The organism is Streptomyces sp. NPDC019531 (assembly GCF_044903305.1).
Taxonomy (GTDB): domain Bacteria; phylum Actinomycetota; class Actinomycetes; order Streptomycetales; family Streptomycetaceae; genus Streptomyces.
In genome coordinates, this window is the sequence record NZ_JBJDQL010000016.1 from 42,955 (window position 1) to 59,243 (window position 16,289).

The 16,289-nt window shown below is 70.2% G+C and carries 11 protein-coding genes; 6 read left to right on the plus strand and 5 right to left on the minus strand.

The window, feature by feature from the left end; all coding sequences use genetic code 11:
- Window positions 1–45 precede the first annotated feature (45 nt).
- The 3 genes from ACI2L1_RS20260 to ACI2L1_RS20270 all read right to left on the minus strand — a co-directional run bounded on the left by ACI2L1_RS20260 (window position 46) and on the right by ACI2L1_RS20270 (window position 7,207).
- A complete protein-coding gene (locus ACI2L1_RS20260; RefSeq protein ID WP_404740708.1) occupies window positions 46–1,506 on the minus strand; it encodes a glutamate synthase subunit beta in 1,461 nt (486 codons plus the stop codon).
- Window positions 1,499–6,097, minus strand: coding sequence for a glutamate synthase large subunit (gltB, locus tag ACI2L1_RS20265; protein ID WP_404740709.1), 4,599 nt, complete (start codon window positions 6,095–6,097; stop codon window positions 1,499–1,501). Before gltB ends, ACI2L1_RS20260 begins: the two co-directional genes overlap by 8 nt.
- 378 nt (window positions 6,098–6,475) lie before the next feature.
- Window positions 6,476–7,207, minus strand: coding sequence for a VIT1/CCC1 transporter family protein (locus ACI2L1_RS20270; protein WP_404740710.1), 732 nt, complete (start codon window positions 7,205–7,207; stop codon window positions 6,476–6,478).
- A 255-nt stretch (window positions 7,208–7,462) separates the two neighbouring features.
- On the opposite strand from ACI2L1_RS20270, the gene ACI2L1_RS20275 reads away from it, so the two are divergent.
- Genes ACI2L1_RS20275 through ACI2L1_RS20300 form a run of 6 tightly spaced genes read left to right on the plus strand, consistent with a single transcriptional unit; the run spans window position 7,463 to window position 14,318 of the window.
- A complete protein-coding gene (locus ACI2L1_RS20275; RefSeq protein ID WP_404740711.1) occupies window positions 7,463–8,467 on the plus strand; it encodes an ADP-ribosylglycohydrolase family protein in 1,005 nt (334 codons plus the stop codon).
- Window positions 8,362–9,741 (plus strand): ADP-ribosylglycohydrolase family protein, encoded by a 1,380-nt coding sequence (locus ACI2L1_RS20280; protein ID WP_404740712.1) that lies wholly within the window; start codon window positions 8,362–8,364, stop codon window positions 9,739–9,741. Before ACI2L1_RS20275 ends, ACI2L1_RS20280 begins: the two co-directional genes overlap by 106 nt.
- Window positions 9,742–9,749: 8 nt before the next feature.
- Entirely contained in the window at window positions 9,750–10,928 is a 1,179-nt protein-coding gene (locus ACI2L1_RS20285; protein WP_404740713.1) for an ADP-ribosylglycohydrolase family protein, read from the plus strand.
- Complete coding sequence (locus tag ACI2L1_RS20290; protein ID WP_404740714.1) at window positions 10,916–12,277, plus strand: ADP-ribosylglycohydrolase family protein; 1,362 nt, start codon at window positions 10,916–10,918, stop codon at window positions 12,275–12,277. The genes ACI2L1_RS20285 and ACI2L1_RS20290 overlap by 13 nt, the downstream gene beginning before the upstream one ends.
- The gene (locus ACI2L1_RS20295) at window positions 12,274–13,497 is read left to right on the plus strand and encodes a CaiB/BaiF CoA transferase family protein (protein ID WP_404740715.1); all 1,224 of its coding nucleotides are present in this window, start codon (window positions 12,274–12,276) and stop codon (window positions 13,495–13,497) included. Before ACI2L1_RS20290 ends, ACI2L1_RS20295 begins: the two co-directional genes overlap by 4 nt.
- The gene (locus ACI2L1_RS20300) at window positions 13,494–14,318 is read left to right on the plus strand and encodes an HpcH/HpaI aldolase/citrate lyase family protein (RefSeq protein WP_404740716.1); all 825 of its coding nucleotides are present in this window, start codon (window positions 13,494–13,496) and stop codon (window positions 14,316–14,318) included. The genes ACI2L1_RS20295 and ACI2L1_RS20300 overlap by 4 nt, the downstream gene beginning before the upstream one ends.
- 61 nt (window positions 14,319–14,379) lie before the next feature.
- Here the strand turns inward: ACI2L1_RS20300 and lgt are convergent, their stop codons facing one another.
- Both lgt and ACI2L1_RS20310 read right to left on the minus strand, forming a co-directional pair.
- Window positions 14,380–15,330 carry a prolipoprotein diacylglyceryl transferase gene (gene lgt, locus ACI2L1_RS20305; RefSeq protein ID WP_404740717.1) on the minus strand — a complete coding sequence of 317 codons (951 nt, stop codon included), beginning with the start codon at window positions 15,328–15,330 and terminating at the stop codon, window positions 14,380–14,382.
- A 103-nt stretch (window positions 15,331–15,433) separates the two neighbouring features.
- Window positions 15,434–16,210, minus strand: coding sequence for a DsbA family protein (locus tag ACI2L1_RS20310; RefSeq protein ID WP_404740718.1), 777 nt, complete (start codon window positions 16,208–16,210; stop codon window positions 15,434–15,436).
- Window positions 16,211–16,289: the final 79 nt, after the last annotated feature.

The window sequence follows — 16,289 nt, forward strand, 5'->3', positions numbered from 1 at the left end:
TCAGTGTTCCGTACGCCTTTGTACGGGACGTCTATTCGGGTGTGATCACACCATCAGCGAGCGGTCCGTCGGCCGGATCGGGGCCGGCAGCTCGCTCGCGCCGGCCAGGAAGCGGTCGGTGCCGCGGGCGGCCGAGCGGCCCTCCGCGATCGCCCACACGATGAGCGACTGGCCGCGGCCCGCGTCACCGGCGACGAAGACGCCGGGCACGTTGGTCTGGAATTCGGCGTCACGGGCGATGTTGCCGCGCTCGTCGAGCTCCAGGCCGAACTGCTCGACCAGGCCGTTCTCGCGGTCGGTGCCGGTGAAGCCCATCGCGAGGGTGACCAGCTGGGCGGGGATCTTGCGCTCGGTGCCCGGCTTCGGGGTCAGCCGGCCCTCGATGAACTCGACCTCGGTGAGGTGCAGCCACTGGACATTGCCGTCCTCGTCACCCTCGAAGTGGGTCGTCGAGACGGAGTAGACCCGCTCCCCGCCCTCCTCGTGCGCGGAGGTGACCTTGTAGAGCATCGGGAAGGTCGGCCAGGGCTGACCCGGGTTCCGCTCCTCGCCCGGCCTGGGCATGATCTCCAGCTGGGTGACGGAGGCCGCGCCCTGGCGGTGGGCGGTGCCCACGCAGTCGGCGCCGGTGTCGCCGCCGCCGATGACCACGACGTGCTTGCCCTCGGCGGAGATGGGCGACACCACGTAGTCGCCCTCCTGCACCTTGTTGGCCAGGGGCAGGTACTCCATGGCCTGGTAGACGCCCTTCAGCTCCCGCCCGGGGACGGGGAGATCACGCGCGGTGGTGGCACCGGCGGCGATCACGACGGCGTCGTACCGCTTCTTCAGGTCGGTCGCCTTGAGGTCGCGGCCGATCTCGATACCGGTACGGAAGCGGGTGCCCTCCGCGCGCATCTGCTCGATACGGCGGTTGATGTGCCGCTTCTCCATCTTGAACTCGGGGATGCCGTACCGGAGGAGGCCTCCGATGCGGTCCGCGCGCTCGTAGACGGCGACGGTGTGACCGGCCCGGGTGAGCTGCTGCGCGGCGGCGAGGCCGGCCGGACCGGACCCGATGACCGCGACGGTCTTGCCGGACAGGCGCTCCGGGGCCTGCGGCGCGACATCACCGCTGTCCCACGCCTTGTCGATGATCGAGACCTCGACGTTCTTGATGGTCACGGCCGGCTGGTTGATGCCGAGCACACACGCCGACTCGCAGGGAGCCGGGCACAACCGCCCGGTGAACTCCGGGAAGTTGTTGGTCGCGTGCAGACGCTCGCTGGCCGCCGCCCAGTCCTCGCGGTAGGCGTAGTCGTTCCACTCGGGGATGAGGTTCCCGAGCGGACAGCCGTTGTGACAGAACGGGATGCCGCAGTCCATGCAGCGGCTGGCCTGCTTGCTGATGATCGGCAGCAGGGAGCCGGGGACGTAGACCTCGTTCCAGTCCTTCAGACGTACGTCGACGGGGCGGGACTTGGCGACCTCACGGCCGTGGTTCAGGAAGCCCTTCGGGTCAGCCATTGATCGCCGCCTCCATCATCTTCTCGGTGATCTCGGACTCGGAGAGTCCCGCCTGCTCGGCGGCGTCCTTGGCGGCGAGCACTGCCTTGTACGTGCTGGGGATGATCTTGCTGAAGCGGTCCACGGCGGTGTCCCACTCGGCCAGGAGCTTCTCGGCGACCGTGGACGCGGTCTCCTCCTGGTGGCGGCGCACCACGTCGTGCAGCCACTGCTTGTCCGCGTCGTCGAGCGCCTCCACGGCGTTCACGTTGCCGACGTTGACGTTGTCCCGGTCGAGGTCGATCACGTAGGCGACACCGCCGGACATACCGGCCGCGAAGTTGCGGCCCGTCTCGCCGAGGACCACCGCGTGACCGCCGGTCATGTACTCGCAGCCGTGGTCGCCCACGCCCTCCGAGACGACCAGCGCACCGGAGTTGCGGACACAGAACCGCTCACCGGTCCGACCGCGCAGGAACAGCTCGCCGCCGGTCGCGCCGTACGCGATGGTGTTGCCCGCGATCGTCGAGAACTCGGCGAGGTGGTCGGCGCCCCGGTCCGGGCGGACGATGACACGGCCGCCGGAGAGGCCCTTGCCCACGTAGTCGTTGGCGTCGCCCTCCAGGCGCAGCGTGACACCGCGCGGGAGGAAGGCGCCGAAGGACTGGCCGGCCGAGCCGGTGAAGGTGATGTCGACGGTGTCGTCGGGCAGGCCCGCGCCACCGAACTTCTTCGTCACCTCGTGGCCGAGCATGGTGCCGACCGTGCGGTTGATGTTGCGGATCGAGACCTGGGCACGGACCGGCTGGGCGTCGGTCGCCGAGTCGGCGGCCAGGGCGTCGGCGGCGAGCTTGATGAGCTCCTTGTCGAGCGCCTTCTCCAGGCCGTGGTCCTGCTCGACGACCTGGTGCAGCGCGGCGCCCTCGGGCAGCTCGGGCACGTAGAAGAGCGGGGCCAGGTCCAGGCCCTGCGCCTTCCAGTGGTTGACCGCGCGGGTCACGTCGAGGGCCTCGGCGTGGCCGACGGCCTCCTCGATGGAGCGGAAGCCCAGCTCGGCGAGGATCTCGCGGACCTCTTCGGCGATGAACTTGAAGAAGTTCACCACGTACTCGGCCTTGCCGGAGAACCGGTCCCGGAGCACCGGGTTCTGGGTGGCGATGCCGACCGGGCAGGTGTCGAGGTGGCAGACGCGCATCATGACGCAGCCGGAGACGACGAGCGGCGCGGTCGCGAAACCGAACTCCTCGGCGCCGAGCAGCGCGGCGATGACGACATCACGGCCCGTCTTGAGCTGGCCGTCGGTCTGGACGACGATGCGGTCGCGCAGGCCGTTGAGCAGCAGGGTCTGCTGGGTCTCGGCCAGGCCGAGCTCCCAGGGGCCACCGGCGTGCTTCAGCGACGTCAGCGGCGAGGCACCCGTACCACCGTCGTGACCGGAGATCAGGACGACGTCCGCGTGTGCCTTGGACACACCCGCGGCGACCGTGCCGACGCCGACCTCGGAGACCAGCTTCACGTGAATCCGCGCCTGCGGGTTCGCGTTCTTCAGGTCGTGGATCAGCTGCGCCAGGTCCTCGATGGAGTAGATGTCGTGGTGCGGCGGCGGGGAGATCAGACCGACACCCGGGGTCGAGTGCCGGGTCTTGGCGACCCACGGGTAGACCTTGTGGCCGGGCAGCTGGCCGCCCTCGCCGGGCTTGGCGCCCTGGGCCATCTTGATCTGGATGTCGTCCGCGTTGACCAGGTACTCGGAGGTCACACCGAAGCGGCCGGAGGCGACCTGCTTGATGGCGCTGCGCCGGGCCGGGTCGTAGAGACGGTCCGGGTCCTCGCCGCCCTCACCGGTGTTGGACTTGCCGCCCAGCTGGTTCATGGCGATGGCGAGGGTCTCGTGCGCCTCGCGCGAGATGGAGCCGTACGACATGGCGCCGGTGGAGAAGCGCTTGACGATCTCGGAGACCGGCTCGACCTCGTCGACGGAGATCGAGGGCCGGTCCGACTTGAAGCCGAAGAGCCCGCGGAGGGTCATCAGCCGCTCGGACTGCTCGTTCACGCGGTCCGTGTACTTCTTGAAGATGTCGAAGCGGTTGGCGCGTGTCGAGTGCTGGAGGCGGAAGACCGTCTCCGGGTCGAACAGGTGCGGCTCGCCCTCACGGCGCCACTGGTACTCGCCGCCTATCTCCAGTGCGCGGTGGGCCGGCGCGATGCCGGAGGCGGGGTACGCCTTGGCGTGCCGGGCGGCGACCTCCTTGGCGATGACGTCGATGCCGACGCCGCCGATCTTGGAGGCCGTACCGCTGAAGTACTTCTGGACGAAGCCCTCTTCGAGACCGACGGCCTCGAAGACCTGGGCGCCGCGGTAGGAGGCGACGGTCGAGATGCCCATCTTCGACATGACCTTGAGAACGCCCTTGCCCAGGGCGTAGATCAGGTTGCGGATGGCCTGCTCGGCCTCTATGTCCGACAGGAAGGTGCCCGCGCGGACCAGGTCCTCGACGGACTCCATCGCCAGGTACGGGTTCACGGCCGCGGCGCCGAAGCCGATCAGCAGGGCGACGTGGTGGACCTCGCGGACGTCACCGGCCTCGACCAGCAGGCCCACCTGGGTGCGCTGCTTGGTGCGGATGAGGTGGTGGTGGACGGCCGCGGTGAGCAGCAGCGACGGGATCGGCGCGTGCTCGGCGTCGGAGTGCCGGTCCGACAGGACGATCAACCGGGCGCCGTTGTCGATGGCGGCGTCGGCCTCGGCGCAGATCTCCTCGATGCGGGCGGCGAGGGAGTCGCCGCCGCCGGAGACCCGGTACAGGCCGGAGAGGGTCGCGGCCTTGAAGCCGGGCATGTCGCCGTCGGCGTTGATGTGGATGAGCTTGGCCAGCTCGTCGTTGTCGATCACCGGGAAGGGCAGCACGACGGAGCGGCAGGAGGCGGCGCTCGGGTCGAGCAGGTTGCCCTGCGGGCCGAGGGCCGAGCGCAGCGAGGTGACGAGCTCCTCGCGGATCGCGTCCAGGGGCGGGTTGGTGACCTGTGCGAACAGCTGGGTGAAGTAGTCGAAGAGCAGGCGGGGACGCTCGCTCAGCGCGGCGATCGGCGAGTCCGTACCCATCGAACCGATCGGCTCGGCACCGGCCTTGGCCATCGGCGCGAGCAGGACGCGCAGCTCTTCCTCGGTGTAGCCGAAGGTCTGCTGGCGGCGAGTGACCGAGGCGTGGGTGTGCACGATGTGCTCACGCTCGGGCAGGTCGCCGAGCTCGATCTCGCCGGCCTCCACCCACTCCGCGTAGGGCTGCTCGCCGGCGAGGCCGGCCTTGATCTCGTCGTCCTCGATGATGCGGTGCTCGACGGTGTCGACGAGGAACATCCGGCCGGGCTGGAGACGGCCCTTGCGGACGACCTTGGCGGGGTCGATGTCGAGGACGCCGACCTCGGAGCCCAGGACGACGAGGCCGTCGTCGGTGACCCAGTAGCGGCCGGGGCGAAGGCCGTTGCGGTCGAGGACCGCGCCGACCTGCTTGCCGTCGGTGAAGGTGACACAGGCCGGACCGTCCCAGGGCTCCATCAGGTTGGAGTGGAACTGGTAGAAGGCGCGACGGGCCGACTCCATGGAGTCGTGGTTCTCCCACGCCTCCGGGATCATCATCAGCACGGAGTGCGGCAGCGAACGGCCGCCCAGGTGCAGGAGTTCGAGCACCTCGTCGAAGGACGCCGAGTCGGAGGCGTCCGGCGTGCAGATCGGGAAGACGCGCTCGAGGGCCTTGTCGTCATTGCCGAGCAGGTCGGAGACCAGCTGGGACTCGCGGGCCGCCATCCAGTTGCGGTTGCCCTTGACGGTGTTGATCTCACCGTTGTGCGCGACGAAGCGGTACGGGTGCGCGAGCGGCCACGACGGGAAGGTGTTCGTGGAGAACCGGGAGTGCACGAGCGCGATCGCGGAGGCGAAGCGGCGGTCGGACAGGTCCGGGAAGAAGGGCTCCAGCTGGCCGGTGGTCAGCATGCCCTTGTAGACGATGGTCCGCGCGGACAGTGACGGGAAGTAGGTGTCGACCTCGCGCTCGGCGCGCTTGCGCAGCACGAACGCCTTGCGGTCGAGGGAGATGTCCGTCGAGGAGCCGTCGCCGACGAAGATCTGGCGGAAGACCGGCATCGTCGAGCGGGCCGTGGCGCCGAGCAGTTCGGGGGCGACCGGGACCTCGCGCCAGCCGAGGACGGTGAGGCCCTCCTCGGCGGCGATCGTCTCGATCTTCGAGACGGTGTCCTCGGTGCCCTCCTCGGGCAGGAAGGCGATACCGACGGCGTACGCGCCGGCCGCGGGCAGCTCGAAGCCGGCGACCTCGCGGAAGAAGGCGTCCGGAACCTGGGACAGGATGCCCGCGCCGTCACCCGAGTCGGGCTCGGAGCCGGTGGCACCGCGGTGCTCCAGGTTGCGCAGAACCGTGAGCGCCTGCTCGACCAGCGCATGGCTCGCCTCGCCGGTGAGGGTGGCCACGAAGCCGACGCCACAGGCGTCGCGCTCGTTGCGGGGGTCGTACATACCCTGCGCAGCAGGGCGAGCATCCATGAACGACCACTTCTGGCCACTCGTGGAGTGCTGGGACGGCTGGCGCGGCGTACGCATCGGCTCTCCCGTCGTCGTCAATTGGCATATTCAGCTTGCCGAGGGACGACGTTGGCCCTCTGCGTGTGTGCAAAATTTCGTGCAGGTTACATGATGGAGCGGTTCTCGGAAACTGGATATTCCGTTCCAACATGCGGACGCCATGGCGTGCGAGGGGGGTGTCGCACACATGGCTTGAAGTATGTGGGGACCGAAGCGGACTGATCGGTCAGATCGTCGTCCATCGGCCCAGGGGCGGAGGAGGCGTCGTCGCCCACTCCACGAGTGCGCCGCAAGCGTCATTGCCCGCAGCGCTTACGGCTCATGCCCAGTGGTTAAGCATTCGAAACCAGCGAGTAACGGCTACTTATGCGGCCCATCGCATAAGTAGCAGCCGAACTATCCTACGGCCGTTCCGAACAAACTGCCCAGGGCGTACGTCACACCGGCCGCCGCGCCTCCCAGCACGAGCTGCCGCAGTCCGCTGTACCACCAGGTCCGCGCGGTCACCCTGGCCACGACGGCACCGCACACGAACAGTCCGAGAAGGGCGAGCAGCACGGCGGGCCAGAGCGCGGTCGCACCGAGCAGATACGGGAGCACGGGGAGCAGGGCACCCAGGGCGAAGGATCCGAAGCTGGACACGGCGGCGACGAGCGGCGAGGGCAGATCACCGGGGTCGATGCCGAGTTCCTCACGGGCATGTATCTCCAGGGCCTGCTCGGGATCCTTCGACAGCTGCCGGGCGACCTCCCTGGCCAGCGCGGGCTCGACCCCCCTCCCCTCGTACAGCGCGGCGAGCTCGGCCTCCTCGTCCTGCGGATACTTCCGCAGCTCCCGCCGCTCCACATCCAGCTCGGCCTCGACGAGCTCGCGCTGCGAGGCGACGGAGGTGTACTCACCGGCGGCCATGGAGAAGGCGCCGGCGGCGAGCCCCGCGAGTCCGGTCAGCACGATGGTGTGATGACCGACGGCCCCGCCGGCGACACCGGTCATCAGGGCGAGGTTGGAGACGAGTCCGTCCATGGCCCCGAAGACGGCGGGCCGCAGCCAGCCGCCGTTCACATCCCGATGCGTGTGGTTGTCGCGGTGCGCCTCGTGCAGTGGCGCTTCCATGTCGATGACAGCCATTCCGGCCCCCCAGGAAAGCTAAGCCAAAGCTAACTTTGGACAGATTCTAATTCTCAACAACACCTACAGTACGTCCGCCCATTCCCGCCCGCCAGCAAGGAGAGGCTGCGCTAACCTGCACCTTTACCATCGAGCGCTCATTCGATAGCAGGGCTGCACAGATGTCGACCGGGTGACGTTGAGGCCGGGGAGGCTCGGGTCAACCGCCGATGGTGGGACACATTCGCAAAGGTGTCTCTGTGGAAAGGCCCGCGTATGACATCGATCGGCTGCGTTCCCTCGACCCCGGCGCCGCACAACGCCGCCGATCTTCGCGAGCGGGCCCGCGGCGCCCTGCTGGGCCTGGCGGTCGGGGACGCCCTCGGCGCCCCCGCCGAGAACATGAAGCCGTCGGAGATCCGCGCCCGCTGGGGCCGTATCGAGGGCTATGTCGTGGACGAGCCGGCCGGCACGGACGACACGGAGTACGCGATCTTCTCCGGGCTGCTCCTGGCCCGCCACGGCTCGGCCCTCACCGCGCCCCACGTGGAGGCGGCCTGGCACGAGTGGATCGCGGACCGCGACGAGGGTCCCTTCCGGGGCGCCGGTTTCAGTGAGCGCGGCACGCTGGAGAACCTCCGCCGGGGCCTCGCGGCTCCCATCTCGGCCCAGCACCGCCACGCCTGGAGCGACGGCCTGGCCATGCGGGCGGCCCCCTTCGGCGTCTTCGCGGCGGGCCGCCCGGCCGAGGCGGCCCGTCTGGTGGCCGTCGACGGCTCGGTGAGCCACGACGGCGAGGGCATCTACGGCGGCCAGGCGGTGGCGGCAGGGGTGGCGGCGGCGATGGCGGGCGCCCCCACGATCGCCGTCGTCGCCTCCGCGCTGGCCGTGATCCCGGACGACAGCTGGACGGCCCGCTCCCTGCGCCGTGCCGTGGCGGTGGCCCACCGGGGCGAACGCGCGGTCCGCTCCGCCGTCGTCATCGGTGGTTACCCCTGGACCGACCTGGCCCCGGAGGCGGTGGCCCTGGCTTTCGGCGCGTACGCGGCGGCGGACGGCGACTTCCGCGAGGCGGTCCTGACGGCGGTCAACATGGGGAGAGACGCGGACACGACGGCGGCGGTGGCGGGAGCGCTGGCGGGCGCAACGAGAGGCGCGTCGGCGATCCCGACCGAATGGGCCACGGCGATCGGCCCGGCGAGAGGCAGCTGCCTCCCGTCGATGGCGGGCCATCACGTGCTGGACGTGGCGGAGTTGCTGGTGGCCGGGGAGGGCCGGTGAGGCCGCCCGGCCCATGGGGCGAGACCGCGTCCGGCATGCCCAGGCCGCTGGAACCCGCGGCCGCCGACGGCGAGAACCCCCCGCAGGGGCCACCCGCACCCGACGACGATAGCGAAACGGATGGTGCGGGTGGGTACAAGAAGGCCGAAGGCGAAGCCGAGGCCGGAAGAACCGCAGCCCTCCTCCTGGGCCTCGCCGCAGGCGACGCCGCCGGCTGGCCCTCCGCCCGTCACAGAGCCGCCCGCATGCCCGACTGGACCCGCCGCCTCACCCGCGAACTCGACACCTTCGCAGAACAGAACGCCACCACCACCCTCCCCGTCCCCATCGCCCTCAACCAGCCCCCCGAGCCCCTCCGCCTCGGCCCCTCCGACGACGCCGAATGGGCGGCCTTCACCGCGGAAGCCCTCCTCAGGGCAGGCGACGACACCGCCCTCGGCGACCTGACGAAAGAACGCCGTACAAGAGCCGCCATCGACCTCACCTGGAACGCCATCGCCGCCGAAGTCGCCGCCGCGGCGGACCGCGCCCCCGAGATCGAGTCCGCCGTCCTCCCCCTCCGCGCCCGCATCTCCGTACGAGCAGGCCTCGGCAACCTCGCCACCGGCCTGCGCCCACCCGCCACCGGCCACGACAACCCCCACTACTTCGACGACGCGGCCTGCATCCGAGCCTGCGTCCTCGCGGTCGCCCACCCCGGCAGCCCCCGACTCGCCGCCGACCTCGCCGAGTTCGACGCCCGCTACACCCAGGACGGCGACGGAGTACACGGAGCGAGAGCGATGGCCGCGGCCCTCTCCCTCGCCCTGACCGGCGCACCCGTGGAGCTCTGCGTGGCGGCCGCCCTCACCGAACTCCCGGAAGAGACGGAGATCGGCCGCAACGCCCGCCACGCCCTGCGCCTCGCCCGGTCCGCCGACAGCGCGTTCGCCCTGATCCCCGCCCTGGAACACGAAATCGTCGACCACGTCTACAGCTACGGCATCGCGGCCGCCGAAACGGTGCCCGTGGCCCTGGCCCTGGCCACCGCCGCTCAGGGCCGTATCGCCGAGGCGATCCCCGCGGCAGCCTGTCTCTCCCGGGTGGCCGACTCGGCCCCGGCCCTGGTGGGCGCGTTGACCGGCGCACTCGGAGGCACCGCCGCGATCCCCGCCACCTGGCAGGCCACCTGCCGCACCCTCTCCGGCTGCGCCCTCCCCCGTCTCACCGGCACGGACCTCGTGGAACTCGCCGGACTCCTGGAAGCCGCACAACCGCCCCTCGCAGGGGGATGATTCGGAACATGCAGCCCAAACGCCCAGGAAACGAATCAGAGATCAGCCTTGCGAACCGGATCACCGGAGCCCTCGTGGGCGCGGCGGTGGGCGACGCCCTCGGCGGCCCCGTCGAGGGCTACTCCCCCGACCAGATCCTCGAACGCCACGGCGGCCGCGTCCACGGCATCGTCGGCCCCTGGAACGGCGACGCCTGGCGCAGCGCCCGCCCCATCGCCCCGTACCACAAGGGCGACGGCCACATCACCGACGACACCTTGATGACCCACGCGCTGATCCGTGTCTACGCCAAGGTCCGCGATCACCTCGACGCCTACGCGATCGCCGACCGCCTGGTCCCCGACCTGATGACGAACCCGCGCTGGATCCCGGAACTGGAGGCGACGGCCCTCCCCCTGCACCGTATCTTCCTCGCGGAGAAATGGCTGGTCACCCGCCTCCACTACGGGCACACGGACCCCCGCGAGGCAGGCGTCGGCAACATCGTCAACTGCGGTGCGGCGATGTACATGGCCCCGGTGGGCCTGGTCAACGCGGCCAACCCACAAGCCGCCTACACCGAGGCCCTGGACATCGCCGGCGCCCACCAGTCGTCGTACGGCCGTGAGGCGGCGGGAGTCTTCGCGGCGGCGGTGGCCGCGGCGGCGACACCGGGCGCGACACCGGACTCGATCATCACGACCTGCCTCGCCCTGGCGAAGGACGGCACCCGAACCGCAATCGACCAGGTCTGCGAAGTGGCCACCCACCACACGGACTTCGAGTCGGCGCTCCGCCCCCTTCGCGAGGCGGTGTCCCCCTACGACACGGTCGGCCCCGACTACCGCACCCCTTCTCTGGCCGCCCGCCGTCCCTCCCGCGTGCACGCGATCGAGGAACTCCCCATCGCCCTCGCCATGTTGCTCGTGTCCGCCGGCGACTACCGCCAGGCCGTCCTCGGCGCGGTGAACTACGGCAGGGACTGCGACTCGATCGCCACGATGGCGGGCGCGATGGCAGGCGCCCTGGGCTCCCCGGTGCCGGACGACTGGTCGAAGAGGGTCGCAGAGGCGAGCCGCCTGGACCTGTGGGAACCGGCAACGACCCTGACCGCCGTCACCAAACAGATCTTCGAACAGGACGTACGCCGCCGCAGAGCCCACGAGTCGGCATTCACCGCCCTCGGAGGCCCAGGATGCTCCGACTGACCTGGGTCCAACCGGAGGACCTGATCGGCCACGAACTCCGCCAGGCGACCCAGGACGGCCGGGAGCCGTCGGCGATCGCGGCGAGGTGGCGGGCGGCGGGAGGAAGGCAAGCCCCGGTAAGAGCAGGCGCCTCGCCGGAGCCGGCATCCCGCTACCTACGACAGCTGGCAGAAGACCTGCTGGACGAACTGGCGGACCTGCCGAGCAAGTTGGCGGAGGACGAGCCCACTGACCTGGCCAGGATCGCGGTTCTCTGTCCTGCCCTGGCAAGCGAAGCCCACCCCACCCCAGGCCCCACCCAGGCCGGCCTGGAAGCAGCCTGGCTGGGCCGAGCAGCAGGCTGCCTCCTGGGCAAACCCGTAGAAAAACTCCCCCTCGAAGCCATCCGTCAACTCGCCGAATCAACCGGCAACTGGCCCTTGAACACCTGGTTCACAGCACGAGGAGTCCCACCGGAACTGACCACGACGTACCCCTGGAACCGCCGCTCAGCAACCACCTCCCTCGCCGAGAACATCGACGGCATGCCCGAGGACGACGACCTCAACTACCCCCTACTGAACCTCCTGTTGCTCCAACGCCACGGCAAACACTTCACCACCACCGACGTGGCAAAGCTCTGGCTCGACGAACTCCCCGCCGGCCGCACCTTCACCGCGGAACGCATCGCCTACCGCAACCTCCTCCAGGGCCTGGAACCCCCACGAACGGCCCGCCACCGCAACCCCTTCCGTGAATGGATCGGCGCCCTGATCCGCGCGGACGTCCACGGCTGGACCAACCCCGGCGACCCGGCCGCCGCAGCCGAACAGGCCCACCGGGACGCCACCCTCACCCACACGGCGAACGGCGTCTACGCGGCGATGTTCACAGCGGCGGTGATCGCACAGGCAACGACCACCCCCGACATCCAGACCTGCCTCCGCACCGGCCTCACCGTGATCCCCCCGAACTCCCGCCTCACCAAGGCGATCACCCACGCCATCCAACTGGCCCACCGGCACGACGACTTCGACAGGGTCGTGGACGAACTCCACGCCACCCACGCCGAGACCCACCACTGGGTCCACGCGCTCCCCAACACCGCCCTCATCGCCGCCGCCCTCACGCACGCGAACGGCGACTTCACCGGCTCCATCTGCAAAGCGGTGAGCGGCGGTTGGGACACCGACTCCAACGGCGCGACAGCGGGAAGCATCGCCGGCCTCCTCGCCGGCAGCCCCGACAACCTCCCCGACCGCTGGACGACCCCCCTCAAGAACCGCCTCGCCACCTCCGTCGCCGACTTCAACGGCACCGGCTTCGACACCCTGGCCCACCTCACCCACCGGGAGGCACACCGCCCATGACCGAGGAAGCCCGAACGGCCGAGGAATTCCGGCCCCGCCCCCCTCTCACCGGTCTCCGCGTCCTCGACCTGGCCACCCTCTTCGCCGGCCCCCTCGCCGCCACCATGCTGGGCGACTTCGGCGCGGAGGTCGTCAAGATCGAGCACCCCGCCAAACCCGACCCGTCCCGCGGCCACGGCCCCTCGAAGGACGGCATCGGCCTGTGGTGGAAACTCCTGGGCCGCAACAAGCGCACGATCACGCTCGACCTCTCGAAACCGGCCGGCCGCACCACCTTCCTCCGCCTCGCCGAGACGGCGGACGTCGTCATCGAGAACTTCCGCCCGGGCACCCTGGAGAAGTGGGACCTGGGCTGGCCGGAGCTGCAAGCCGTCAACCCCCGTCTGGTCCTCACCCGGGTCACCGGCTTCGGCCAGTTCGGCCCCTACTCCCGCCGCCCCGGCTTCGGCACCCTCGCCGAGGCGATGAGCGGCTTCGCGGCGATCACCGGCGAACCGGACGCGGCCCCGGTCCTGCCGCCCTTCGGCCTCGCCGACTCCATCGCGGGCCTCGCCACCGCCTACGCCGTCATGACCGCCCTCGCGGCCCGCGACCGTACCGGCGAGGGCCAGGTCGTCGACATGGCGATCATCGAGCCGATCCTGACGGTCCTCGGCCCTCAGCCGACCTGGTACGACCAGCTCGGCCACGTCCAGGAGCGCACCGGCAACCGCTCCGCCAACAACGCCCCGCGCAACACCTACCGCACGGCCGACGGCACCTGGGTCGCCGTCTCCACCTCGGCCCAGTCGATCGCGGAACGTGTGATGCGCCTGGTGGGCCGCCCTGAACTGATCGACGAACCGTGGTTCGCGACGGGCGCGCAACGAGCGGAACACGCGGACGTCCTCGACAAGGCGGTCGGCTCCTGGATCGCCCAACGCCCCCGCGACGAGGTCCTCGCGGCCTTCGAGAAGGCGGAGGCCGCGGTCGCCCCCATCCAGGACATCCGGGACGTGATGACCGACCCGCAGTACCAGGCCCTCGACACGGTCACCACCGTCGACGACCCCGACCTCGGCCCCCTCCGTATGCAGAACGTCCTCTTCCGGCTCTCCTCGACCCCCGGCGCGATCCGCTGGGCGGGCCGTCCGCACGGCGCGGACACGGACCAGGTCCTGGCAGAACTGGGCCTGACCGACGCCGAGTTGGCGACCCTGCGCGAGGAGGGCGCCGTATGACGGCACTCACCTGGTTGTACGTCCCCGGCGACCGCCCCGAGACCGTCAGCAAGGCCCTGACCGTCGGCGCCGACGTGGTGGTGATCGACCTGGAGGACGCGGTGGCTCCCGACCGCAAGCAGTACGCCCGCGAGGCAACGGCGGAACGCCTCACCGACCCCCAGCCGACCCCGGTCCATGTCCGTGTGAACGCCCTGGACAACCCCCTGGCAACGGCGGACCTGGCGGCGATCGCCCAACTCCCGGGCGTCTGCGGCCTACGCCTCCCCAAGGTCACCGCCCCCGGCCAGATCACACGCATCGCAGAGACGACGGCCCCGTCCGAAGGAGGCGCCCCACCCCTGTACGCCCTCCTGGAATCAGCTCTGGGCATCGAACGTGCCTACGACATCGCCACCGCCCACCCCGCCCTCCGGGGCATCGCCCTGGGCGAGGCGGACCTACGGGCCGACCTCTGTGTACGACACGACAGCGGCCTGGACTGGCCCCGCTCCCGGGTCGTCGTGGCCGCGAGAGCAGCCGGCCTCGCTCCCCCACCCCAGTCGGTCCATCCCGACGCCAAGGACCTGGACGGTCTCAGAGCCTCCTGCGCCCGAGGCCGCGCCCTCGGCTTTCTCGGCCGAGCAGCCATCCATCCCCGCCAACTCCCGGTCATCGAGGACGCCTACCGCCCCACAGCACAGGAAATCGAGCAGGCGGAATCCATCCTCAAGGCAGCGGAAGCCCACCAGGGAGCCCAAGCCCTCCCGAACGGCACCTTCATCGACGCGGCGGTGGTCGCGCAGGCCCACCGCACCCTCGCCCTGACCCACCGCCCCTGACATACGGCGAGGGCGCCCCAGGATCAATCCCAGGGCGCCCTCATCGACGTACGACCAACCGTCAGGTCTTTTTCGCTGACTCGGTCTCGGCCTCGGTCTTGGTCTCGTCCGTCACCTCGGCGGACTCGACCTCGGACTCGGCCTTCTTGTCACCGTCGGCCTTCTCGCCCTCTTCGACCTCACCGTCGGAGACGTCCGCACCCGGTTCGACCACTTCCTCGCGCCCCGGCCGCTTCCTCGCCGACAGCACGATGTAGGTCACCGCGAGCAGGAACACGACGATCGCGGTCCAGACGTTGAGGCGGAGCCCCAAGATGTGGTGGGCGTCGTCGATGCGCATGTACTCGATCCAGCCGCGCCCCGTGCAGTACGCGGCGACGTACAGCGCGAACGCCCGCCCGTGGCCGAGCTTGAAGCGGCGGTCGGCCCAGATGACGAGGAGCGCGACACCGATGCACCACAGCGACTCGTACAGGAACGTCGGGTGGTAGTACCCCGGCACCCGTCCGTCCGTGGAGGACGTGATGTGCAGGGCCCACGGCAGATCCGTCGGCTTGCCGTACAGCTCCTGGTTGAACCAGTTGCCCCAGCGGCCGATGGCCTGCGCGAGGGCGATACCGGGCGCGATGGCGTCGGCGTACGCGGGCAGCGGGATGCCACGACGACGGCAGCCGATCCACGCGCCCACCGCCCCGAGCGCGATCGCGCCCCAGATGCCGAGACCGCCCTCCCAGACCTTGAAGGCGTCCACCCAGTCACGGCCCTCGCTGAAGTACAGCTCGTAGTCCGTGATGACGTGGTAGAGGCGACCGCCGAGCAGTCCGAACGGCACGGCCCAGACCGCGATGTCGGCCACCGTGCCGGCCCGCCCGCCACGGGCGATCCAGCGTTTGTTGCCGAGCCAGACGGCTACGAAGACGCCGATGATGATGCAGAACGCGTAGCCACGCAGCGGGATGGGACCGAGGTGGATCACCCCGCGCGACGGACTGGGAATGTAGGCAATTTCCATGGCAGGGTCGACGCTACCCTGCCGGGCCGGGCCCACGGCAGGCGGCCCGGCAACGGGTCCATAACAGGCGGGTGAGGGAACCCGCCCGCCGCCTTACCCCCGGTCACCCCTTGGCGGCGGCCTCCACCTGCTGCTTCAGCTTCGCCGGGGTCATGGTCTGGTCCTGGTAGATGTTCTTGCCGTTTAGCAGCACGGTCGGTGTGCCGGAGAAGCCGCCGTTGCGGAAGGCGGCCGCGGACTTCTCCACCCAGCTGTCGTGGGTGCCCTTCTCGACACAGGTGCGGAACGCCGGCGTGTCCAGGCCGTCGACCTTCTTCGCCAGTTCGAGCAGCTTCTCGTCCTTGGCGTAGTCGTCGCTGGTCTCCGCGGGCTGGTTCTCGTAGAGCACGTCGTGGTACCCCGTGAACTTCCCGGCGTCCTGGGCGCAGGCCGCCGCGTTGGCCGCGTTGCGCGAGCCGGTGCCGCCCATGTTGCCGTCGATGATCGTCGCCAGGTGGTACTCGACCTTGAGCTTGCCGGACTCGGTGAGCTCATGGATCGTCGGCCGGTACGCGGTCTCGAAGGCCTTGCAGGCCGGGCAGCGGAAGTCCTCCCAGACGACGAGCGTCGACTTGGCGCTCTCCTCGCCGACCGGGATGGCGAGGCTGTCCTGGCCGTTGGCCCCCGAGGGCGCCACGACCGGGCCCGAGGAGTCGCTGTCCTTGTCCTTGCCGGAGTTGGCCGCGACGACGCCGATCACCGCCGCGAGACCCAGCACGCACACGACGCTCGCACCCACGACCAGCACCCGGCGTCGCTTCTCCGCGGCCCTCTGCTTCTCGCGCTCCTCCGCCAGCCGCTCCCGGGCGGTGCGCTTTCCCTCACGGTTCTTCTCGCTCACACCCCGGAAACGAACCGGGGAGGCGCACCGCGCCTCCCCGGCCCCAGGTCCACCCGTTCGAGTGACCGATTTTTCCGTT

What these genes read in the sequence shown, in the direction of transcription:
- ACI2L1_RS20260 (WP_404740708.1), bottom strand. Translation starts at nt 1,506, where the DNA reads ATGGCTGACCCGAAGGGCTTCCTGAACCACGGCCGTGAGGTCGCCAAG.
- gltB (WP_404740709.1), bottom strand. Translation starts at nt 6,097, where the DNA reads ATGCGTACGCCGCGCCAGCCGTCCCAGCACTCCACGAGTGGCCAGAAG.
- ACI2L1_RS20270 (WP_404740710.1), bottom strand. Translation starts at nt 7,207, where the DNA reads ATGGCTGTCATCGACATGGAAGCGCCACTGCACGAGGCGCACCGCGAC.
- ACI2L1_RS20275 (WP_404740711.1), top strand. Translation starts at nt 7,463, where the DNA reads ATGACATCGATCGGCTGCGTTCCCTCGACCCCGGCGCCGCACAACGCC.
- ACI2L1_RS20280 (WP_404740712.1), top strand. Translation starts at nt 8,362, where the DNA reads ATGGGCCACGGCGATCGGCCCGGCGAGAGGCAGCTGCCTCCCGTCGAT.
- ACI2L1_RS20285 (WP_404740713.1), top strand. Translation starts at nt 9,750, where the DNA reads ATGCAGCCCAAACGCCCAGGAAACGAATCAGAGATCAGCCTTGCGAAC.
- ACI2L1_RS20290 (WP_404740714.1), top strand. Translation starts at nt 10,916, where the DNA reads ATGCTCCGACTGACCTGGGTCCAACCGGAGGACCTGATCGGCCACGAA.
- ACI2L1_RS20295 (WP_404740715.1), top strand. Translation starts at nt 12,274, where the DNA reads ATGACCGAGGAAGCCCGAACGGCCGAGGAATTCCGGCCCCGCCCCCCT.
- ACI2L1_RS20300 (WP_404740716.1), top strand. Translation starts at nt 13,494, where the DNA reads ATGACGGCACTCACCTGGTTGTACGTCCCCGGCGACCGCCCCGAGACC.
- lgt (WP_404740717.1), bottom strand. Translation starts at nt 15,330, where the DNA reads ATGGAAATTGCCTACATTCCCAGTCCGTCGCGCGGGGTGATCCACCTC.